Genomic DNA, 18,917 nt, shown 5'->3' on the forward strand with positions numbered 1-18,917 from the left:
CTTACAACCCCTTCACTGCTGAAATCGCAACCGCAGCATTATAAATAATACCAGTAACTTGAGACCATAATGTCAAGTTATCTTTATATTCAGTATCGAGTGGCACGACAATTGTGTCTCCAGGCTTTATTTGATTTTCACCACTAAACCATAACTGCTGCTCTGGGATAACAACCGCTCCATTTGCACGAATTATATATGCACGGTCCTCATCAGCTCGCTGTTTAATGCCGCCAGCTTTAGCAATATATTGTTCAAATGAAGAACCTTGTGAAAAGAAGTGCGTTGAAGCATGTTGAACTTCACCAACAACGGTGACCGTCTGCTTTTGAGACGGGATTATTAGCATATCTCCATTTTCTACTAACAACCCACTATGCTCACTATCATGATTATTAGATAATGAAATAACCATGCGCCCTGCGGGCTCGATGTTTTCTAACTCTTTAAGCATTAATGACGATTCAGAAAAAGCGATTCCACTTTCACCACTTAACCCCTTAGCTGCAATATCTAAACGAAGTTGGTCTGCGAACTTAACAATTTGCATAAGTTCTTGCTCTTTAACTGACTCGCGAGTAAAAATTGCACCTTCTAAGAATGCCTGTGGAGTGTATCCCCCCGCGCGCTCAACAACATTTTGCAATGTTTCCCCTTCTCGAACAGAGTACGTCCCAGGAAAGCGGACCTCACCACGAATTGAAACTGCCATATTCTCTTGCCAAGACGGAATTTTTAAAATCGTTAATTGATCTCTGCTCTTAATTTTAACATTGCTTTGTCTATCATTTAATAGCGCTCTATCTAATGATATTTTTTGATGGAGTACGCTTGCCCCAACGTCATCATCAACAATAAACTTTGTTAATTCAGCTTGTTTTACATAAGCACTTTCTCTAACCCCTCCAGCAGCCTTAACAAGGTCACTTACTCTCGCGTTTGACGAAATTGGATATTCACCAGGGAAACGGACCTCACCAGAAATACTTGCAACGTTAGTTACACCATTGATTAAATCTTGTGACTTTAGCTTATTGATAATTGGTCTGAGCAATACATGTCTAGTAAATTCGCTGCTACGTTTAATTAATTTTTTATCTTGATAAAGTCGAGATAGATCTTCTTCGTCTTCAAGTTGTTCTACTTTATCCTCTTCAACTGAAAATACGTCAGAATTAATTTCATTAAAACTCTCTCTATTGCCTTTGCCTGAGAACCGCTTCTTACCGCGTTTTTCTTTAACTAATGCCTCAGCAATAGAATCCGTTTGGCTAAAGATGATTAAAGTATCACGAGGCTGTAAATAAAAATTATCAGGTGAGCTTTCATCTGCAAAGATATTTGCAAGGGAAAATTGCATCGTTTCGATGTCAGCTTGTAAATTAACTTCTCGAGTAATTAATGCATATTGTAAATCGACGATTCCTTTTAAATCACTCCATTGTGATGAAATCAAGTCACTAATACGCATACCTGAACGCCACTGATAAAAGCCAGGGCGACTAACAGAACCAGCGACAAGTATCTGATTTTTTATCTTATTGGTGGTTGATTGCACTGTAAACACATCACCATCTCTAATCTTTGTTTTTTTACCGATATTGCTTGTTAGATCAACATTAATCAGCGTTGGTAAATGCTTTTGTGAAAATCGTTCTATCACACTCGCTTTGGGAAATGAATTTGCTTTAAGGCCAGCAGCCAGCTTAATGAGCTCGCTTGCTGTTTCGTCGCCAATTAGTTCATAAATAGCGGGCCGTCTAACTTCTCCTTTCACTGTCGCTGTTTTTGCAACAGGGGGAATGAAGATAACATCACCTGATTGTAATCTTACGTCACTTGACGCATCGCCTCTCATCAAGAGATCGTACAAGTCAAAGTTAACTATAGTTTTTCCGGCGCGTTTTAACTGTATTTTCCTTAATGAAGCTATGTCATTAACACCACCAGAGACAAATAATGCTTGAGTAATGGTTGAAAGAGAACTTACAGTATAAGATCCAGGTTTATAAGCCTCACCCGCTAAAATAATTCGAATAGAGCGTAATTCACCTAGTTCAATGGAACTATTAACACCTGTATATTGCTCATTAATCGTCTTAGATAATTTTTGTTGTAACGTTTCAAATGTTAAACCGTTGACGCTCATTGGCCCGCTATTTGGCAGATTAATAGTACCCTTTCTCGATACAGTTAATGAATAACTTTCATTCTCTTTACCATACATTTGCACATTTACAACGTCACCTGGCCCCATTAAATATTCAGCAGGAATAGGAATATCAGTTGCAGGGGCGTATGTAGACGGTTGCCCTTCAAACATATCATAACCAAATCGCTTAATGATTAATGCAGAGTTTTTACTTATACCACTTTTCCCATTGGCAGCCATTTTAGCAGAATCTTCAGTTTTTCTATCTTCAACGACAGTTGGGACGTTGAGTGGCTGACTAGAAACTGATGCTCCCGAATTCAACATACTTGGCGATATGCCATACTGCTTCATTAGACGCTGTTGTTCAGCTTTTGGAAGCTTTTGAAACTGCGCTAGCATTGCAGGTGATGGTGTTACCGCATGAACATTTGAAGGTACACTCACAACTATTGAGAGTAAGGCAACGGTTATTAACAAATTTTTAAGATGGCCAACCATGTTTTGCAAAACAAACTATCCCTAAAAGAAGAGTAAAAAGAAAAAGAAAAAGAGAGTATCAAACTAGAGTGCATTTGTAGAGTGTCTTAATGCAAAATCTAGAATTTAAATACGCTACCGCCCTAAGGTAGTAGCTCCTCATTCGCCGATATTGAAATGTGATGTCATTCGTAACAGCAATCAATTAAATTGCAGTCTACTTATTTCAATTTAAAATTTTTGTTGTCAATTGTTAATTCAGCTTGCTGTTCAATTAATTTAATCAGCAATATTGAACGTTCTAAACCGTCAGACGCTTTAAAAATTGCTTCTAGGCCTTTATAGGTGCCTTCATTAATAACGACATTGTCGCCATGTTTGGGAAGTTCACTATCATCAATACTTTTTTCAGTATTCGCTAACTTCAACCGAAGCTGAGACACTATTAATTCGTCAACTTTTGTATAGGTATTACCAAATCGTACAAAAGACGATATACCGCGTGTAGAACGGATCGCATTAAAATTAGCCGTGTCAGGATCTAAACTTACAAAGAGGTAATTTGGAAAGAGGGGCTCTTGCTTGACGCTTTTGACACCTTTTCTAATCTTTTCAACCGATTTAACAGGATAAAAAGATTCAATTCCCTGGTTTTGTAGGTGTTGGACAGCGCGTTCTTCTTCGCGAGCTTTACAATAAAGTAGATACCAACAATTATTTCCTTGTAGCATTATTTTAATTGCCTATGCTAAATTCAGCGGCAATTCTATCACCATCAATTATTGAACTACAACGCATTCATGTTAATTGATCGTAAATTAGTGCTGTTTGTTGTATATATCAACTTTTGTCGTATTATCTGCCTAATAAACACTCACCTTTTATTCAATTAATATCGATTAAATAGTGATTATACGTTAAACAATTCATATTCGACGAAAGTTTGTTATAGTGTCGCCGGGCTAAGCTGGCAAAAATAGAGTCAGCAATCGTCAATTACAACAACAGCCTTAAAATAATTTTAAGTGATTAATCAACTTAGCATTTGCTAACAGTCGTATGACGGCAAATTAATGGCTTATTTAACCTTGTTAAAGGAACAACTATGAACGATACAACATCCAAAGCTATGGATACTGGTTTTTTTGGCCATCCAAAAGGCTTAGGTACCTTATTTATTACCGAAATGTGGGAACGCATGAGCTATTATGGCATGCGCGCACTTCTTGTTTTATTTATGACGGCCAGTATGCAAGATGGCGGATTGGCCTTTGCAGGTGCCTCTGCAACTGCAATTTACGGCTTATATACTGGAATGGTCTATTTTATGGGACTACCGGGTGGTTGGATTTCTGACCGTTTGATAGGTGGCCAACAAGCCGTATGGTATGGCGGCATTATCATTATGTTGGGTCACATTATCTTGGCAATTCCAGTCGATGGTCTGTTTTTTGTTGGGTTAATCGTTGTTGTTCTAGGCACCGGTTTATTGAAGCCAAACATCGCTGCAATTGTAGGTCAACTATATAAACAAGGTGATGAACGTCGCGATGCAGGTTTTGCGATCTATTATATGGGCATCAATATGGGCTCAATCATCGGTTACTTTATTTGCGGATACTTCCAAGAAGATAAAGAGTTTGGTTGGCACTGGGCATTTGGTGCAGCAGCGGTAGGCATGGCTATTGGTTTAGTACTTTATAAATTAACTCAGAAGAACCTTAATGGTAAAGGCGCAGAACCGACCGATCCATTATCGCCGTCAGCACAAAAGAAAAGTTGGTATGTAATAGGCGCGTTTTTAGCAGCGTTAGCAACAGTTACTTATCTCGCTATTGCAGGCACAATTGTTATTAATCCAATTGTTGTTGCGTATTATGCTACTTTCATATTTTCTCTAATTTTTGTTATCTATTATACGGTTATATACAGAAGTAAAGGCGTTACTCCTACAGAGAAAAAGGGATTGATGGCTTTATTACTAATTTGCGTTGCGTCGACGTTCTTTTGGGCTGGTTTCGAACAAGCGGGGTCGACTTTAAATCTATTTGCTCAAGATTATACGAATCGCCTAATTGGTTCATTTACAATTCCGACGGCTTGGTTCCAGTCAGCTAACGCTTGGTTTATTGTTATCTTGTCACCATTTTTTGCAGCACTTTGGATCAAATTAGGCCAAAGTGTCATGAAGCCTTCATCTGGCTTGAAGTGTGCTGCTGGTGTCATGATTATGGCTAGTGGTTTCGTTGTTATGTTCTTTGCGGCTCAATATGCAGCAAGTGGCTTAAAAGTAGCACCTTACTGGTTAATCGCGACTTACTTTCTTCACACTGTTGGCGAGTTATGTCTAAGTCCGATTGCGCTGAGTGCAGTGAGTAAGCTTTCACCTAAAAAGTTTGCAGGTCAGATGATGGGCGTATTTGTACTGACTTATTCAATCGGTAATATCGTTTCTGGTTTAATTGCTGGTTTATTCTTCGGCGGCGAAGATGGTGCCATGACAGATATGTCATCACTATACTTGAAGACAGCGATGATTTGTTTTGGTATTGGTGCATTTGTTTTATTGTTTGCATTCAAAACCAAAGCGTGGGAGTTTGCAGCAGAAGAAGCATCTTCAAAAGTTGCTAATAAGGCGTAGAATACTATAATAAAAAGCCTCCGTTAAAGAAATTTAACGGAGGCTTTTTTGTCTCAATTAACATGTATTAATCGTCTAAATCATCATCAAAGTCTTCTTCTATATCATTCGATTCCATGACAGGAACATCGCCATCGTAGATATCATAAATACGGCTTTGAAAATAAGCCTCTTTTACAAAAGCATATTGATCTAATGATGAATTAAGCACCCCTTCCTGATCTAATAATTGGGCACGAACATGAATGCCTTTGAGCACTGTTAAACCAATACTCTGCATAGTCGAAATGTCAGCCATAGGAAAATACAAACTATCAACTTGATCGCCAATTTCATTGCGTAAAGTCGTCGGGCCAAGAGCTGGTAACATCAAATATGGACCAGAGTCGACGCCATAGACAGCTAGTACTTCACCAAACTCATCTTCTTTTTTAGCAAGACCGATTTGCTCTGCCACATCAAATAATCCAAACACACCTGCAGTAGAATTCACTAGGAATCGAGCAAACGCATTACCGCTATCTTCTACATTTCCTTGCAGTGCATTATTGACCATAGTCGACGGCTCTTCAAAATTTTTCGCGAAATTATAAATACTGTTTTGCGCAGGCACCGGAATATAATCACGATAAAAAATAGCCGCTGGTCTTGCGAGATACTTATCCAGATAGTTTTGATTAAAATCCCACATTGCGCGGTTAAAGCTTTCTAAAGGATCTGAACGCTGCGCGTCAATAATTTCTTCTGCTGCAACTTTGTCAGTATTAGCTTCTTGGGAAAAAGCAGTTGAAGCGCATAAAAAAGCTGCGCAGAATGCGCCAACTTTAGAAAGCGGAGCCGTTAAAATACGTCGGCGATGTGTTTCCATGAATAAATCCTCAAAAATATTTATCTCAAGTATATCTGTACCTCAGTCGATACTTTACATTAAGACCAAAAAACAGCACGATCAAGTTAACTAAATACTCAAAATTTCAGTTAACCTATTAAACTACAGGTAATTATGGCAGATATACCGCTTACTCCATCTTCAGTCGATAATACATTATCTAAGGGTAATGCACAGCTCACTGTATCGTCGAGTGATAGCACAACCATCAATATCAAGTTAAGCAATGCTGAAACTATTTTGTCTCAGATTTTAGCAAAATCTGACAATCAAATAACACTTTCTATTCCAAATAATCCACCACTAAAACTAGATGTCAGTCAGCAACCTGAATTAGCCCAGCGCTTTGCCATCGGTGATAAAGTCACGATATCTTTAGTTAGAGATAATCAACACATTATAATTAGCGTGACTCCACAACCTAACAAGGCTGGCAACGAGTTTAGTATTCCAGCAAGCCAACAGCTTATTGATAAACTATCACAACAAACAAGTTTTCCCCCTCAAACAGCGCAAATTATCTCGCATTTAACAAAACATAATGAGTTGCAACTAGGCCAAGCAAGACGCCTTCCTCAAGATCAACTGCAACTGAAAACTAACACCGAAATTACGCTAAAAGCGCCATTACCTGGTGTTAGTAAATTACCGTTAAATACTACAATGCACGCAAGCTTAGTGCTTAGTAAAGACGACAAGTTATTAGTTCAATTTATCGCTAAACCAATATCCCAACAGCCAACGTTACTGGTAATGCCCTTACGACAACTGAATAATCAATTGCCATTAAGCGAGCTTCCTATTGTCAAAGTGAGTCATTTAAGCGAAGTTATCGAACCAGCAAAAGTTAGCACTGCACTTGAGAAAATGCAGTCTGTCGATATGACGAAACCACTTAATCAACTCTGGCTGCGCCATCAGCCGACAATGCAAAGTGTTGAAAATATCAGTAACCAACTTAAGCACGTCAATGCATTATCTAATGAGCAACTGAAAGCTGAGCTAAACCACAGCGCTCACTTAATTCAAGGTAAAGACATAAAAGCCTCTAGCAATATTCAGCAAACCACTAATACAGGCTCGACAATTACCCCACCTCAAACAGTGTCTGAAAAATTGCCAACAGAATCATTGGAGAAAGTTGAAGCGAAGCCATCTACAACATTGCTGAAAATTACTCCTTTGACACTGAAAGAGTTAAACGCGAAAAATCAGCTAGAGAATCCCCCTAATAAACTGACGGCCACCACACTCAACAATGAACAAAGTAAAGATACTAGTTTGGGGGCTGATAGCAAAACTGCCAAAGAGACGCCGACATCGCAGCTAAAACCTCTTCTAGACAAAACCACCGCACCAATAAATGAAAAAACGCTTCAAACGAGTGACTCAAAAGCGATGCCGATAGCAAAATCAATTAACGATCAAATAATAAACGTATCTAAAGTGGTAGCCGTCGATGCTGCATTAAAAAGTGATGTGTTAGCAAAAGATTCTTCGATTGCTAAAAGTGCAAGCACGAATGTCCAAATGCCACCAACTCAGTCTCAAGCATTAATAGGTACAGCCACTAAAAAGCAAATCATTGAGCCACCAACAACGCCTAGTAAAACATCATCAAACGAAACAACAGTGCCCCACTCAGCGGTTACGCCACCAACATCAGTACCACTGCAAAAACTGAACGCATTAATTGGCATGCTCAACATATCACAGCAATCATCAACTAATGTTCATCAACCAACAATGGATGAAACACCAGATACAGCGTCAGACAATAAAGTAACAACTGATGATTTGCGTGCGACACAAGAATTCAAATCGTTAACCCAACGGGTTCTCAAACAATTACCAGCGATGAGCCAATTGACTAATCCATTCCAATTAGCCCAAACCGTTGAACAGTTTAGTCGCTTCGAACCATTAAGTAGCACTTCAGTGTCATTAACTAATCTAGGTCCACTCGCTAGTGCGCTGCATTTAATGCTCGGGGGACGCCATATTGCCAATGGCCATTCAACATCACCTCAATTATTAAAGCATCTTGAACAACTAGTAAAAAAAGGGAAAGGAGCAACAGGTGCGAATTTAGTGTCAGCGTTGCAAATGCTCGGAAGCCTGCAAAGCTTAAAACCTTTGGAAGAAGCACTATCAGGACTCACTTCCAACATTCAGTTTTATCAATACCAAAACGCTGAGCAACAACAAAACAATCAATCGCTGTTCTACTTTAATATTCCAACTAAAGAATCCCAATTACCTCAAGTCGAGGGCGAAATAGAGCAAGAAAATGACAATCAACAACAAGGCGAAAAAAGCTGGCGTCTAACCTTATTATTACCCTGTGGTGAACAGGACAAAATAAAAGTTAATGCGTTGCTCACTTCAACTGGCGTCGAGCTAGACTTCACCTGCAACAATACCGCATTATTAGAGCGAGCTAATTTTTATTCTAGTTTCCTCAGTGAGCGTCTTGAAACCCTAGGCTTTGTAAAACCAAGCATAAAATGTCAGGAAGGCGAAATCCCAACAACCTTGGTTAAGCGCCCTAACCAATTGGTTGAGTTAGTAATATGAGTAATAACATGAACGATGAACAAGACAGCCCCTCAGAAAAGCAGTTAGTTGCGTTAAAGTACGATCAAAAATCGGCGCCTAAAGTAACGGTTAAGGCTTACGGCTCTCTTGCGGAAGAATTATTGGAAATAGCCAAAGAAAACGATGTCATGATCCACCAAGACAAAGCCCTAAGCCAGTTTTTACAACGCTTGGATATGGGGCAAGAAATTCCCAAAGAACTCTATTTGATCATTGCGGAGCTCATCGCTTTTGCTTTTGTTCTTCAAGGCAAGTTCCCCGACAATTGGAAAAACACCCACAACAAAGTCGATATAAAAAGCTAAAATTTCTTGTTCTTAAGAACAAAAATCATTATCCTACGCCGCCCTTTTCGACGGAGAAAAATAAATGATTGGCTTTGATTACGGCACCTCTAACTGCGCCGCGGCACTAATGAAAGATGACACACCGCAGCATATAACACTTGGAGATCACGGCCGATATATGCCATCAACACTCTACGCCCCAAGTCGAGATGTTGTCAGTTATGATCTTGCCAATAAACTTCCTTCATCGGCACAAACGTTATTTAAAAGCCAGCGACAACTGCAACTTGTTAAAGGCGGTAATGCAATGCGTGAATTGCGTGAAGATGATATTCCTACCTATTTAAGTTTCGGTGACTTTGCTTTATCCCGCTACCTTGAAGATCCTGAAGAAGGTTATTACATCAAATCACCGAAATCTTTTTTAGGCGCCAGCGGTTTATTGCCACCACAAATTGCTCTGTTTGAAGATATTGTCTCGTCAATGATGTTGGAAGTGAAATCCCAAATAGAGAAAACGTTAGATCGTGAAGTCACTCAAACGGTGATCGGACGCCCAATTAACTTTCAGGGGTTGAATGCTCAAAAAAGTAACCAGCAAGCGATAGAGATCTTGACCAATGCGGCAAAACGCATCGGCTTTAAAGACGTCGAGTTTCAATATGAACCTGTTGCAGCAGGATTCGAATTTGAAGTAACACTGATTAAAGAAACCCGTGTTCTCGTCGTTGATATCGGCGGTGGTACGTCCGATATTTCTATGCTACTCATGGGACCTGAATTTACCAAACTCGATAATCGTAATGCACAATTACTTGCTCACAGTGGACAACGTATCGGTGGTAATGACCTAGACATTCAACTATGTATGCGCGGTTTAATGCCAGCCCTTGGCTTAGACAGTTTAGCGGCAACGGGCAAGCCCATGCCAACGAGTTTCCATTGGCAAGCAGCCTCTATTAACAACATTAACGATCAAACTGACTTTTACAGCGACAAAAACGAGCGCGCCCTCAAGCAGTTAATCAAAGATGCTGGAGAGCCACATCTTATTGAACGTTTATTGAAAGTTCAGCAAGAGCGCCTGAGTTATCAGCTAGTAAATAGTGCAGAGCGAGCAAAAATAGCCTTAACCAATAGTAATGATATCAATGTGCCATTGGATTATTTAAGCGATGCTTTAACTAGCTCAGTAAACCGCGAGACATTATTTAAAGCCAATGCTCGTCACTTGGAAAACATCGGCAAGCTCATCGACAACACCATTGTCGAAGCCAACTGCCAACCAGATGTGGTTTTCGTTACCGGTGGCAGTGCACAATCACCAGTGTTACAGGATTACTTAAATAATTATTTTAAGGATCACCCAGTGGAATTAGTCACCGGCGATCATTTCGGTAGTGTTACTGCGGGACTAGCTCGTTGGGCGGGAAATATTTTTAGGTAAGCTTATAAACTTATTACTTGGAGATATAAGTAATGATGCGCTATTAATCCATGAACTCGATCAATAGCACATCATTAAATGCTTCTTAGCTTGCTAGAAATTATAACTCACCGACACCCTAACCGTTCTAGGCTCGATAACGTGGTAATGAATATCTTCCTGTGGGCTAGACTCACCGCTTAATTGCGATTCATACAAATAATCAATATCGTGAGCATCGCTGTTAAACAGATTCAGAATGTCGGCTTTAACGCTCCATTCATGTGTTTTATAACCAATGCGGAAATTACTCACTAGACTTGAGTCAGACTTCACACTGCCATCTTCAACTAATGGGCGTTTACCAAAGTATCGAGCGCGCAGTGTACTAAACCAGCCTGATTGTCCTTCATAACTCAAACCAGTTTGTACTACATGCTTTAATGCACCAGGAATTTCATTACCATCTTGTGAGAAGTCACTAAATTCAGAATCGGTGTAAGCGTACTCGATATCTAACGTCCATTGCGGATTTAGGCGATAATATCCTGTCAGTTCAACACCGTAACGCTCAGACTCGCGACTTGTTTCCGTGTTACCAGCATCACCGACAAATAATAACTCTTCGTCTAACGACAATGACCACAAGGCAATTGAAGTATTAAAGCGTTCGCTCCAAAAACCTCGCAAACCAATTTCATAGCCTAATGAATCAACTAATGGATCTACTTTATCCGCCTGCTCGCCAGAGATAGGATCAACGTTAATGGTGGTACCACGAGCATCGTTAGAGTGAAACCCTTGGCCAATTGATGCGTAGGTTTCCCATTCATCACTTAATGTATAAATCACACTTGCTTTAGCAGACACTTTATCATCATTGGCACTGCCGCCATTTGGCGTCAAGGTAACACCGTGCTTATTGACATCAATGAGTGAACGCACATCAAAATCATAACGATCGTAACGTAAACCAAAAACGGTTCTTAACTCATCACTAAGTGCTAGCTGATTTTCCCAATAGATACCAACGCTTGACTGTTCAACAGCATCTGATTTCACTGTGCCTGTGCGAACGCGTGCGGTAGATGAGTGAAGACCAACCTCATCAATATCATCAACGCGCACTTGCGCGCCGAATAAATTAGTCATTGGCATGCCATTAAGCTCAGTAAATTGCTGATAGCTCACTTGACCACCGTAGATCATGCGATCGTCAACTTGTTCAAATTGATCGCCATTAACAGGATCGTCGAGGAAATAAGTAAAGTTAGACCACAACTGCATGTCATAACTCATTGCATACGCTGATGCCGTCCACGCCTCGTTTTGCCACTGGGCATTGACACTATAACGACTGGATTCACCGCCGACGGTTTTATCAATTGACCCTAACTCATCGATAAGTCCCGATTTCACGGCGCGCTGTGGAATTTGATCTGCACTGTTCCAGCGATTGTCATATCCCATGAATGATAGCGTTAGTTGACCATCCGCTACTTTTTGGCTGTGCTTTACAATCAGGTTCGTTTTCGACAAGTCTTCATCAACATCAGTCCATGGACCGTCATATTTATTACCTTCAAAAGCAACAAACCACTCACCTGATTCAGTGCTAATGCTATCAAGGGCAACTAAACGCTGGTAATTATTTTCACCTAAACTTAGCGATACTAATCCGTGATCTACTTTATTCATGGTGCTCATATGGGCACTACCAGCACCGCTGAAATCACCGACCTGAGCGTAATAAGCGCCTTTTTTATAGCTCACACCAGCAATGGCTTCAGGAATAATAAAATTAAGATCGGTATAACCTTGGCCATGACCATGAGTGCGGTTATTGACTGGCATGCCATCGATCATCGTTGAAAAATCAGAGCCATGATCAAGGTTAAAACCACGTAAGAAATACTGATTCGCTTTACCTGTACCACTGTGCTGACTCACGACCATGCCAGGTACTAGCTCTAACACTTCGCCTGTTCTCAACATTGGACGGATCTCAATTTCAGCTTGGCCAACATAGCCTTGAGATGCTGAAATAGCCTCGCCAACTAAATTAACCTCACGGCCAACAACAGAAATACGTTCATGGTTATTACCATGGGCCAATGCTTCACCACTTAACGCTAATAATACGCTACTGGTAACAAGGCTATAAGATAGCTTTTTAACAGACATACTTTTTACAATCTAACAAAAATAAATAATGATATATTGTAACACTGAAAAAAAACTCAACTAGTTATTATTAAGCCCTGTTACACTTAAATACAATATTCAACATTTTGTTAACTTACAATGACTTCCATCGTCAAATCTTAAAGGATAACTCAATGAATAAACATAGCGGTTTGACCTTACTCTTACTCATTGGCAGCGTACTTTTTGACGCTCACGCCAATCAAAACAAGCCGCATAATAAAGTCATCATTAAGCACTATACGGTAACTGCAAAATCTCAACATGATCAGCGAGACGCTTATTACCTCGAATTACTTCGACTAGTTTTGGAGAAAACAAAACCAGAGTTTGGAGATTATCAATTGAAGCCCATAGCTTTTGCGATGAACCAACAACGTGCTTTAATGTATCTTGGCAAAGAAAATGTTGACGTGGTGTGGTCAATGACATCGCAGGAGAGAGAGTCTCTTAAGCATTCAACACCCATTTATATTCCACTTATCAAAGGATTATTAGGCTATCGAATATTTATTATTCGAAAAGGTGAGCAAAATCTTTTTTCAAAAATTAAGACCTTAGATGAATTAAAAAGTAAGGTTGCAGGTCAAGGTAATGATTGGCCGGACTATCATATTCTTCAACAAAATAACTTGCCCGTTATCAGTAGCTCATATTACGGTGCATTATTTGAAATGTTGCAGCTAGGACGCTTTGACTACTTTCCGCGCGGTGTTATGGAGCCATGGACTGAACTACCCTCTCAATCTCCTGATAAATTCGAGATAGAACAAGAACTAATGCTTCATTACCCAACGGCAGTGTATTTTTTTATCGCCAATAATAATCCATTACTTAAACAGCGAATTACGCACGGATTAAATTTAGCGATGGCCGATGGGTCATTTGAAGAATTATTATGCTCCCATCCCAATTTAAGTCCAGTATTTGACTTGGCAAACATGGAACAAAGGCGCGTGTTTGAATTAGAAAATAATCTTTCCGACAAAACGCGCGCCCTATTCTTAAATAAAAGTCTATGGTTTGATTTTACTTCTGCTCCAACAAAACAGTCGAGTAAGGGCTGTCAATAACCACTCTATTGCTGTTTACTTTGACGGATTGTTTAGAGTAAGCGTCAAAAAACTTCTGGCCATCTTTAAATACTTTGCCAACTGGCATTTTTTTCGTTCCTTTTGGCGCATCAAGAGCAACTACCACTTTATCGTTACTCGCTTCATCAACGCGGCTAAAGACATATGGCTTGGCGCTTAATTCCTGATGTTCTCCAACGCCAATAGCCATGTGGTCGCGCCTAAATTGCCCGACTTTTTACCAGTGTGTTAAAACAGCACTTGTCTTTGGCTTATTAATACCAATTGCATTAAATATTTGCCCACTTGTACTTGTTAAAATTAACTAAAATGGCGTTGCTCTCAATCCTAATAGCCAGCTATTAGTCAATCGAGCGCCTTGTTTTAGCTGATTTTCTCTACGCACAACAAGATCACTTACTTAATGCAATTAATGGTATTAAAACACGATTGGTTGTTTAAGGTGCCGCAGCCAACCCGTAAACATATGCGAGACGATGTTGCTAGGTACATGAAATATTATAATGTTGAGCGACTGCATTCAGCCAATGCTGATCAGTCGCCCAATGAATTTGAACATTCCTTTAGGAAAGTGTCTGGTTGGACTTGACCAGAACAGGTCAAAATGTTTATTTATGTAAGATTACGTAAGCGAAAGTAAGGGGAATCTAATGCTTTTTGTCTAAAATTACTGTTTAGGTACTACTTTATGTGGTTCAATTGAAAAATATTGTTTAAAACACCGCTCCCACCTACCAAAAGGAATGTTGAGAATGAACCTCAAAAAATTAACTCCATTAGCACTATTAGTTGCAGCGCCACTCTACGCTGCGCAAGGTGATCAAGTGGGAAATTCCCGTTATAGCGTTGCTACACACAACGCACATGCTTTGAATGGCGTTAATATCGCGAGTATGAATGCTCATATGAAGCAATCCACCAGTTTTGCCTATCTAACATCCTTAAGAGTTGGTGGTGAAATTGGTGATGCGGATTTTGCTGATGAGATCGAAGATTTAGTTGACGAATTAGATCGTGATGACATCACGCTAGATGAAGCTAACGCGTTAATAGACCGCTTCAATGAGGTGTTAAAACTTGCTGGAGATAAAAGCTATGCTGATGTCAATGTTGGTCTTGAAGTGCCTTTATCTATGCTCTGGAAACGTGAACATGATGCTTTTAGTGTGAGTACACGTGCTTATGGTAGTGCTCATGTCGAAATATTAGATGACAACGTTCGTTATAACCCACTGCAACAAACTCTTGAAACTAACGCCGCAGGCTATGTCAAAGTTTCAGACATGCTTGAATTTTCATTCGGTTATAGTCGGTTAGTTTGGCAATCGACAAATCGAGATTGGGAAGGTGATTTACACCTTGGTGCGCGTTTAAATGTGCAACGTTTAGGCTTATCAAAACAAGTTATTGGTTTTCAAGCAGCCGATGGTGATGAAGACTTATCCGATACTTTCTTAGATGACTATGAAGATTTTAAAAATGAAACAACTGAATTATCCCTAGATCTTTCAGCCTATTGGTCAGCTAAAAATTACAATATTGGGCTAACCTTGTCTAATCTTAACGAACCTGAATTTGATTATGGTGAACTTGGTAAAAATTGTAATCGTTTAAGTAATGACATAAGCCAAAGTAATTGTTTAACGGCGTTGTCTTATTCTGACCGTATTGATTTAACTGAAACTTATAAAGCTACTCGCTATGCAACTGTTCAAGCAAACTATATTTCAAATGACAATCGCTTCAGTGCTGACTTTAGTTTAGAGAGTGATCACATTACGCCTGTTGGAGTGGAAGAGCAGTGGATGACAGCATCAATAGCTTATAAGCCTGAAACATCATTCGCACCAAATACTCGCCTAACTTATTCAAACAACTTAGTTGGTAATGAATTGAGCTATTTATCAGGTGAATTAACCTGGGGCTGGTTTGGTCTTGGATTAGGGTATTCATTGGATAAAACAACCATTGATGGCGATTCAACAACACGTGGTGCTTTTCTTAACTTAGCAATTAGCAATCAATTTTAAGGATGATGACAATGAAATATCTAAAATCACTACTAGCCGTAGGTGTTGTTGCAGCACTAGCTGGATGTTCTCCTGATGATCAAGATGTTGTCGACTCAACACAAAGCGCCGTTGTTGTTAACGGTGCGGTAATTGATCCCTTTATTGCAAGCGCTGTAGTATTTGCTGACTACAACGAAGACGATGTGTTAGACCCATTTGAACCTTGGGCATTTACAGATAAAGACGGTTATTACAGTGTTGCTAAAGATGGCACTGATTATTGTGCTTCCACTAGTCGCTATTGTTTGAAATTACCGAGTAACGATCCTGTAAAATTGGTTGCAGTTGGTGGTTATGATTTAACGACTTTAGAACGTATCAATTCTCGTATGAGTACTATGTACACGGGAACTAGTGGTATTCAATATATTACGCCGTTAACGAGTGTTGGTGATTTATCACTTAATGAACAACAAAGTATCGATGCTAATCAAAACATCATGGAAAATGCGTTTATTTCTAGTGATTCAGCTTTTGGACTCGCTTTTAATATTCATAAAGTTGTCGAATTAATTAGTGGTGTTATCGCCGAAGAGTACCCTGATATTGGCGATGACGAAGATTTGCCTATTGATGTTTCTGGATACACTTATCGCGCCATTAATAAGTTAGGTAAAGAGGAGAAATTATCACTCGCTAGTTTGTTAGCGCAATTAACAGATGATCAAGTCGATAAAATTCTTAATGACGTGCGCGTTAAATTAGATGCTTTCATTATTAAAAAGAATAATGGCGTTGCTAATAAGTCAATACAAAGAGTTGCTAGCGCATCAAACGCTTCTAATATTGGTGAACGTGTGCGTGAATTAACAAAAACACTTTCGCGCTTACATTCATTGTTATCGACGCAGTTGTCGCAAGATTTTACGCCATCTAAAGTACGTTTAATGCAGATTTTAGCTAACAATTCAATTGGTGCAACAACTGAACAATTACAAGATGTTACTGACTTATTAGAAGGATATATCACTAATGAAACCTTCTTAAATAAATTAGCTGAAGACAGTTTTGATGCCGATTACTTTGAAAACCTTGCCGTACAGAGCAATTTAGACGGTTCAACGTTACGTATGAATAATCGCAATGAGTTACCAGCTGATCTAACTAACATGCAATTGGTGTTAACTGATAAAAATGAAAAACGCGATGCCGTGATTGGATTCTTTTTTGATGGTGAGAACTCAGGAAATATAACTGCTTGTGTGAAATTCCAAAACTTAAGAAAACCTAATGATTCACAAAATACCAATGGCACTGTGTTAACAGGAAGTTGGGACAAAACGGGTTACATTATTGATTTAACACTGACACTTGCCAGTACTGAAGAAGCACTTCGAATTAAAACAACAGATAGCAGTAGCTTTGTATTTGATTACGACAAAAATGAAAAAAACTGGTCAACAAATACAGCCTTTTCAGCGACAAGCATTACAGTACCGACAACCGATCAACAATGTAAGGATTGGATAGCTAGTTTATAGTGTTATCTAATAGTAACAGCGGTGTCAAAGCCGCTGTTATACCGAATAAAGTAAAATACTGATTTCACTATTAAAAAATAAAAAAATAAAGGACAGGCGCAAATACTAGCCGATCCAAACGAGGCAGCAATACTTCCACGCTCTGCGTCATGGTCTTACTCCTGTTGAATGACTTTCTCTTTGTCAGCTCCCTTCGCTCCACATACTCCGCCACGTTGATTTTCTCACCGCTTTGTTCGCATGCTTCTTCACTACTATGGAGCTGTCTGACTTCCAAAGGGTTATCATTATCGGCTACGTCGAACTGACTTCCCGATAAAGTGTTTGCTGCGCAAACGCTCCCTTTGGATCTCCCGAGTTCCGCATAAAAGACATCGCCACATGCATAAGGTCTCTGACTGCGAAGAGTTGAGGGTTAACTTGCCTTACCCTCTCGCGGTATAACGTTAACCATCATATTGCCTTCCCCATCAGACAACTAGGTCAGCACTCTTGACGATGATTTCGCAGCTCAATACTTAGCCTATGGTTTCCCCTGTCAACGCTTAACTCGACACCTTACGATGCAAATCCCATGACTCGGGGTCTTGGCGGCTTGCTGAGCCTTACCAAGCAGAGGGCTTTCACCTCCAATCTTCTACCGATTTATCTCGGCGCACTGTCTGTCCTTTATTTTTTATGTACAAATGAATGCCTTAACGTATGTGATGTTACATGTTTAAAAATTTGTGCTTGCTTCGCCGCTTGTTTAATCGCCTTTTGAAATGTTGTCTCGTTAATATGATGGCGTCTAATACAGCTAGTACCTGGCTCGCAGCTTAATTTATATGAAGGGAACAGGTAGTGCCATAAAAAATCGAATGGCGCATTTGGGTATTTATGAGACAAGGCATAAGGTAGTTTAACACCGCAGTATTCTTTGTTGCTCACATCTAAATTAAAATATTTATTAGCCAGTGTTATTTGATTTTTCAATGGTTCTTGCAGTTCTTTTGCTAAAGTAACCCTACGGTTTTTTCCTCCTTTGGCATTGTGGATTGAAAGCGTGAAGTAATTAAAGTCAATATCTTTGATCCTAAGCCTAATCGCTTCCATCAACCTAAGTCCACTGCCATACATTAACTTTGCTAGCAAATCATACTTTGGCGGCATTTGCACAAATAAACGGCGCACCTCATCTTGCGTTAATACGACGGGGAGTTTTCGCTGCTTGTTACTCCGGTGAAACCTAAGTGAAGGATCTAAAGGCTGCTTAACGATTTCTTGATAAAGATACACTAATGTATCCAACGCTTGCGACTGTGTACTCGCGGCTACTCCTCTTCGGACAGTCAAAAACGTCAGGAAATTTTCTACTTCTCTGTCGCCAAGAGATGATGGGTGTTGCTTATTATGAAAGTTAATAAAAAACTTTATCCAATATAAGTAAGACTTAATGGTCAGCCTCGCATAATGTCGAGCTAGCATCACTTCCTTAATATGAGTGAGGAATGGTGAATTTTTCATACTAATACCTACTGTTTATTCATACAGTTTAATAGTGTAGGCGAAACTTGCGGCATTTGTATTAGATTTATAGGTAGAAAAACTTA

At 39.6% G+C, this 18,917-nt stretch carries 13 protein-coding genes and 1 pseudogene; 8 read left to right on the forward strand and 6 right to left on the reverse strand.

Going from position 1 to position 18,917, the window contains the following annotated elements; translation table 11 throughout:
• Window position 1 precedes the first annotated feature (1 nt).
• Entirely contained in the window at window positions 2-2,599 is a 2,598-nt protein-coding gene (locus tag ACMAZF_RS16405) for an SLBB domain-containing protein (protein ID WP_435274820.1), read from the reverse strand.
• A gap of 254 nt (window positions 2,600-2,853) precedes the next feature.
• Window positions 2,854-3,363, reverse strand: a complete 510-nt coding sequence (gene rfaH, locus ACMAZF_RS16410; protein WP_435274821.1) for a transcription/translation regulatory transformer protein RfaH — start codon at window positions 3,361-3,363, stop codon at window positions 2,854-2,856.
• A gap of 374 nt (window positions 3,364-3,737) precedes the next feature.
• Between rfaH and ACMAZF_RS16415 the strand changes: the two genes are divergently transcribed.
• Window positions 3,738-5,273, forward strand: coding sequence for a peptide MFS transporter (locus ACMAZF_RS16415; RefSeq protein ID WP_435274822.1), 1,536 nt, complete (start codon window positions 3,738-3,740; stop codon window positions 5,271-5,273).
• Between the two features lie 67 nt (window positions 5,274-5,340).
• On the opposite strand, the gene ACMAZF_RS16420 is transcribed toward ACMAZF_RS16415, so the two are convergent.
• Window positions 5,341-6,141, reverse strand: coding sequence for an MlaA family lipoprotein (locus tag ACMAZF_RS16420; protein WP_435274823.1), 801 nt, complete (start codon window positions 6,139-6,141; stop codon window positions 5,341-5,343).
• A 135-nt stretch (window positions 6,142-6,276) separates the two neighbouring features.
• Here ACMAZF_RS16420 and ACMAZF_RS16425 point away from each other — a divergent pair, with 135 nt between their 5' ends.
• From ACMAZF_RS16425 to yegD, 3 genes are all read left to right on the forward strand, one after another.
• Window positions 6,277-8,739 (forward strand): hypothetical protein, encoded by a 2,463-nt coding sequence (locus tag ACMAZF_RS16425; RefSeq protein ID WP_435274824.1) that lies wholly within the window; start codon window positions 6,277-6,279, stop codon window positions 8,737-8,739.
• On the forward strand, window positions 8,736-9,065 hold the full coding sequence (locus tag ACMAZF_RS16430) for an EscU/YscU/HrcU family type III secretion system export apparatus switch protein (protein WP_435274825.1): 330 nt from the start codon (window positions 8,736-8,738) through the stop codon (window positions 9,063-9,065). Before ACMAZF_RS16425 ends, ACMAZF_RS16430 begins: the two co-directional genes overlap by 4 nt.
• A gap of 64 nt (window positions 9,066-9,129) precedes the next feature.
• The gene (yegD, locus tag ACMAZF_RS16435; protein WP_435274826.1) at window positions 9,130-10,494 is read left to right on the forward strand and encodes a molecular chaperone; all 1,365 of its coding nucleotides are present in this window, start codon (window positions 9,130-9,132) and stop codon (window positions 10,492-10,494) included.
• Between the two features lie 93 nt (window positions 10,495-10,587).
• Here yegD and ACMAZF_RS16440 read toward each other — a convergent pair whose 3' ends face one another.
• Window positions 10,588-12,657 (reverse strand): TonB-dependent receptor, encoded by a 2,070-nt coding sequence (locus ACMAZF_RS16440; protein WP_435274827.1) that lies wholly within the window; start codon window positions 12,655-12,657, stop codon window positions 10,588-10,590.
• Between the two features lie 155 nt (window positions 12,658-12,812).
• Here ACMAZF_RS16440 and ACMAZF_RS16445 point away from each other — a divergent pair, with 155 nt between their 5' ends.
• On the forward strand, window positions 12,813-13,751 hold the full coding sequence (locus ACMAZF_RS16445; RefSeq protein ID WP_435274828.1) for a substrate-binding periplasmic protein: 939 nt from the start codon (window positions 12,813-12,815) through the stop codon (window positions 13,749-13,751).
• Here the strand turns inward: ACMAZF_RS16445 and ACMAZF_RS16450 are convergent.
• Window positions 13,708-13,962, reverse strand: a complete 255-nt coding sequence (locus tag ACMAZF_RS16450) for a hypothetical protein (RefSeq protein ID WP_435274829.1) — start codon at window positions 13,960-13,962, stop codon at window positions 13,708-13,710. The two genes, ACMAZF_RS16445 and ACMAZF_RS16450, sit on opposite strands and share 44 nt — an antisense overlap.
• A gap of 228 nt (window positions 13,963-14,190) precedes the next feature.
• On the opposite strand from ACMAZF_RS16450, the pseudogene ACMAZF_RS16455 reads away from it, so the two are divergent.
• From ACMAZF_RS16455 to ACMAZF_RS16465, 3 genes and pseudogenes are all read left to right on the forward strand, one after another.
• Window positions 14,191-14,361: pseudogene (locus ACMAZF_RS16455) on the forward strand (IS3 family transposase); the annotation flags it as partial.
• A 163-nt stretch (window positions 14,362-14,524) separates the two neighbouring features.
• Window positions 14,525-15,802: a conjugal transfer protein TraF gene (traF, locus tag ACMAZF_RS16460; RefSeq protein WP_435274830.1), complete on the forward strand. Its 1,278-nt coding sequence runs from the start codon at window positions 14,525-14,527 to the stop codon at window positions 15,800-15,802.
• A gap of 11 nt (window positions 15,803-15,813) precedes the next feature.
• Window positions 15,814-17,325 carry a hypothetical protein gene (locus ACMAZF_RS16465; protein WP_435274831.1) on the forward strand — a complete coding sequence of 504 codons (1,512 nt, stop codon included), beginning with the start codon at window positions 15,814-15,816 and terminating at the stop codon, window positions 17,323-17,325.
• Between the two features lie 669 nt (window positions 17,326-17,994).
• On the opposite strand, the gene ACMAZF_RS16470 is transcribed toward ACMAZF_RS16465, so the two are convergent.
• Window positions 17,995-18,831, reverse strand: a complete 837-nt coding sequence (locus ACMAZF_RS16470) for an integron integrase (protein WP_435274832.1) — start codon at window positions 18,829-18,831, stop codon at window positions 17,995-17,997.
• Between the last annotated feature and the right edge of the window lie 86 nt (window positions 18,832-18,917).

The sequence above is a fragment of the Psychrobium sp. nBUS_13 genome (assembly GCF_051201665.1).
Taxonomy (GTDB): domain Bacteria; phylum Pseudomonadota; class Gammaproteobacteria; order Enterobacterales; family Psychrobiaceae; genus Psychrobium.

Coding starts and splice junctions, on each gene's coding strand:
- ACMAZF_RS16470 (WP_435274832.1), bottom strand. CDS start 18,831: ATGAAAAATTCACCATTCCTCACTCATATTAAGGAAGTGATGCTAGCT.
- traF (WP_435274830.1), top strand. CDS start 14,525: ATGAACCTCAAAAAATTAACTCCATTAGCACTATTAGTTGCAGCGCCA.
- yegD (WP_435274826.1), top strand. CDS start 9,130: ATGATTGGCTTTGATTACGGCACCTCTAACTGCGCCGCGGCACTAATG.
- ACMAZF_RS16430 (WP_435274825.1), top strand. CDS start 8,736: ATGAGTAATAACATGAACGATGAACAAGACAGCCCCTCAGAAAAGCAG.
- ACMAZF_RS16440 (WP_435274827.1), bottom strand. CDS start 12,657: ATGTCTGTTAAAAAGCTATCTTATAGCCTTGTTACCAGTAGCGTATTA.
- ACMAZF_RS16465 (WP_435274831.1), top strand. CDS start 15,814: ATGAAATATCTAAAATCACTACTAGCCGTAGGTGTTGTTGCAGCACTA.
- ACMAZF_RS16450 (WP_435274829.1), bottom strand. CDS start 13,962: ATGGCTATTGGCGTTGGAGAACATCAGGAATTAAGCGCCAAGCCATAT.
- ACMAZF_RS16445 (WP_435274828.1), top strand. CDS start 12,813: ATGAATAAACATAGCGGTTTGACCTTACTCTTACTCATTGGCAGCGTA.
- ACMAZF_RS16425 (WP_435274824.1), top strand. CDS start 6,277: ATGGCAGATATACCGCTTACTCCATCTTCAGTCGATAATACATTATCT.
- rfaH (WP_435274821.1), bottom strand. CDS start 3,363: ATGCTACAAGGAAATAATTGTTGGTATCTACTTTATTGTAAAGCTCGC.
- ACMAZF_RS16415 (WP_435274822.1), top strand. CDS start 3,738: ATGAACGATACAACATCCAAAGCTATGGATACTGGTTTTTTTGGCCAT.
- ACMAZF_RS16420 (WP_435274823.1), bottom strand. CDS start 6,141: ATGGAAACACATCGCCGACGTATTTTAACGGCTCCGCTTTCTAAAGTT.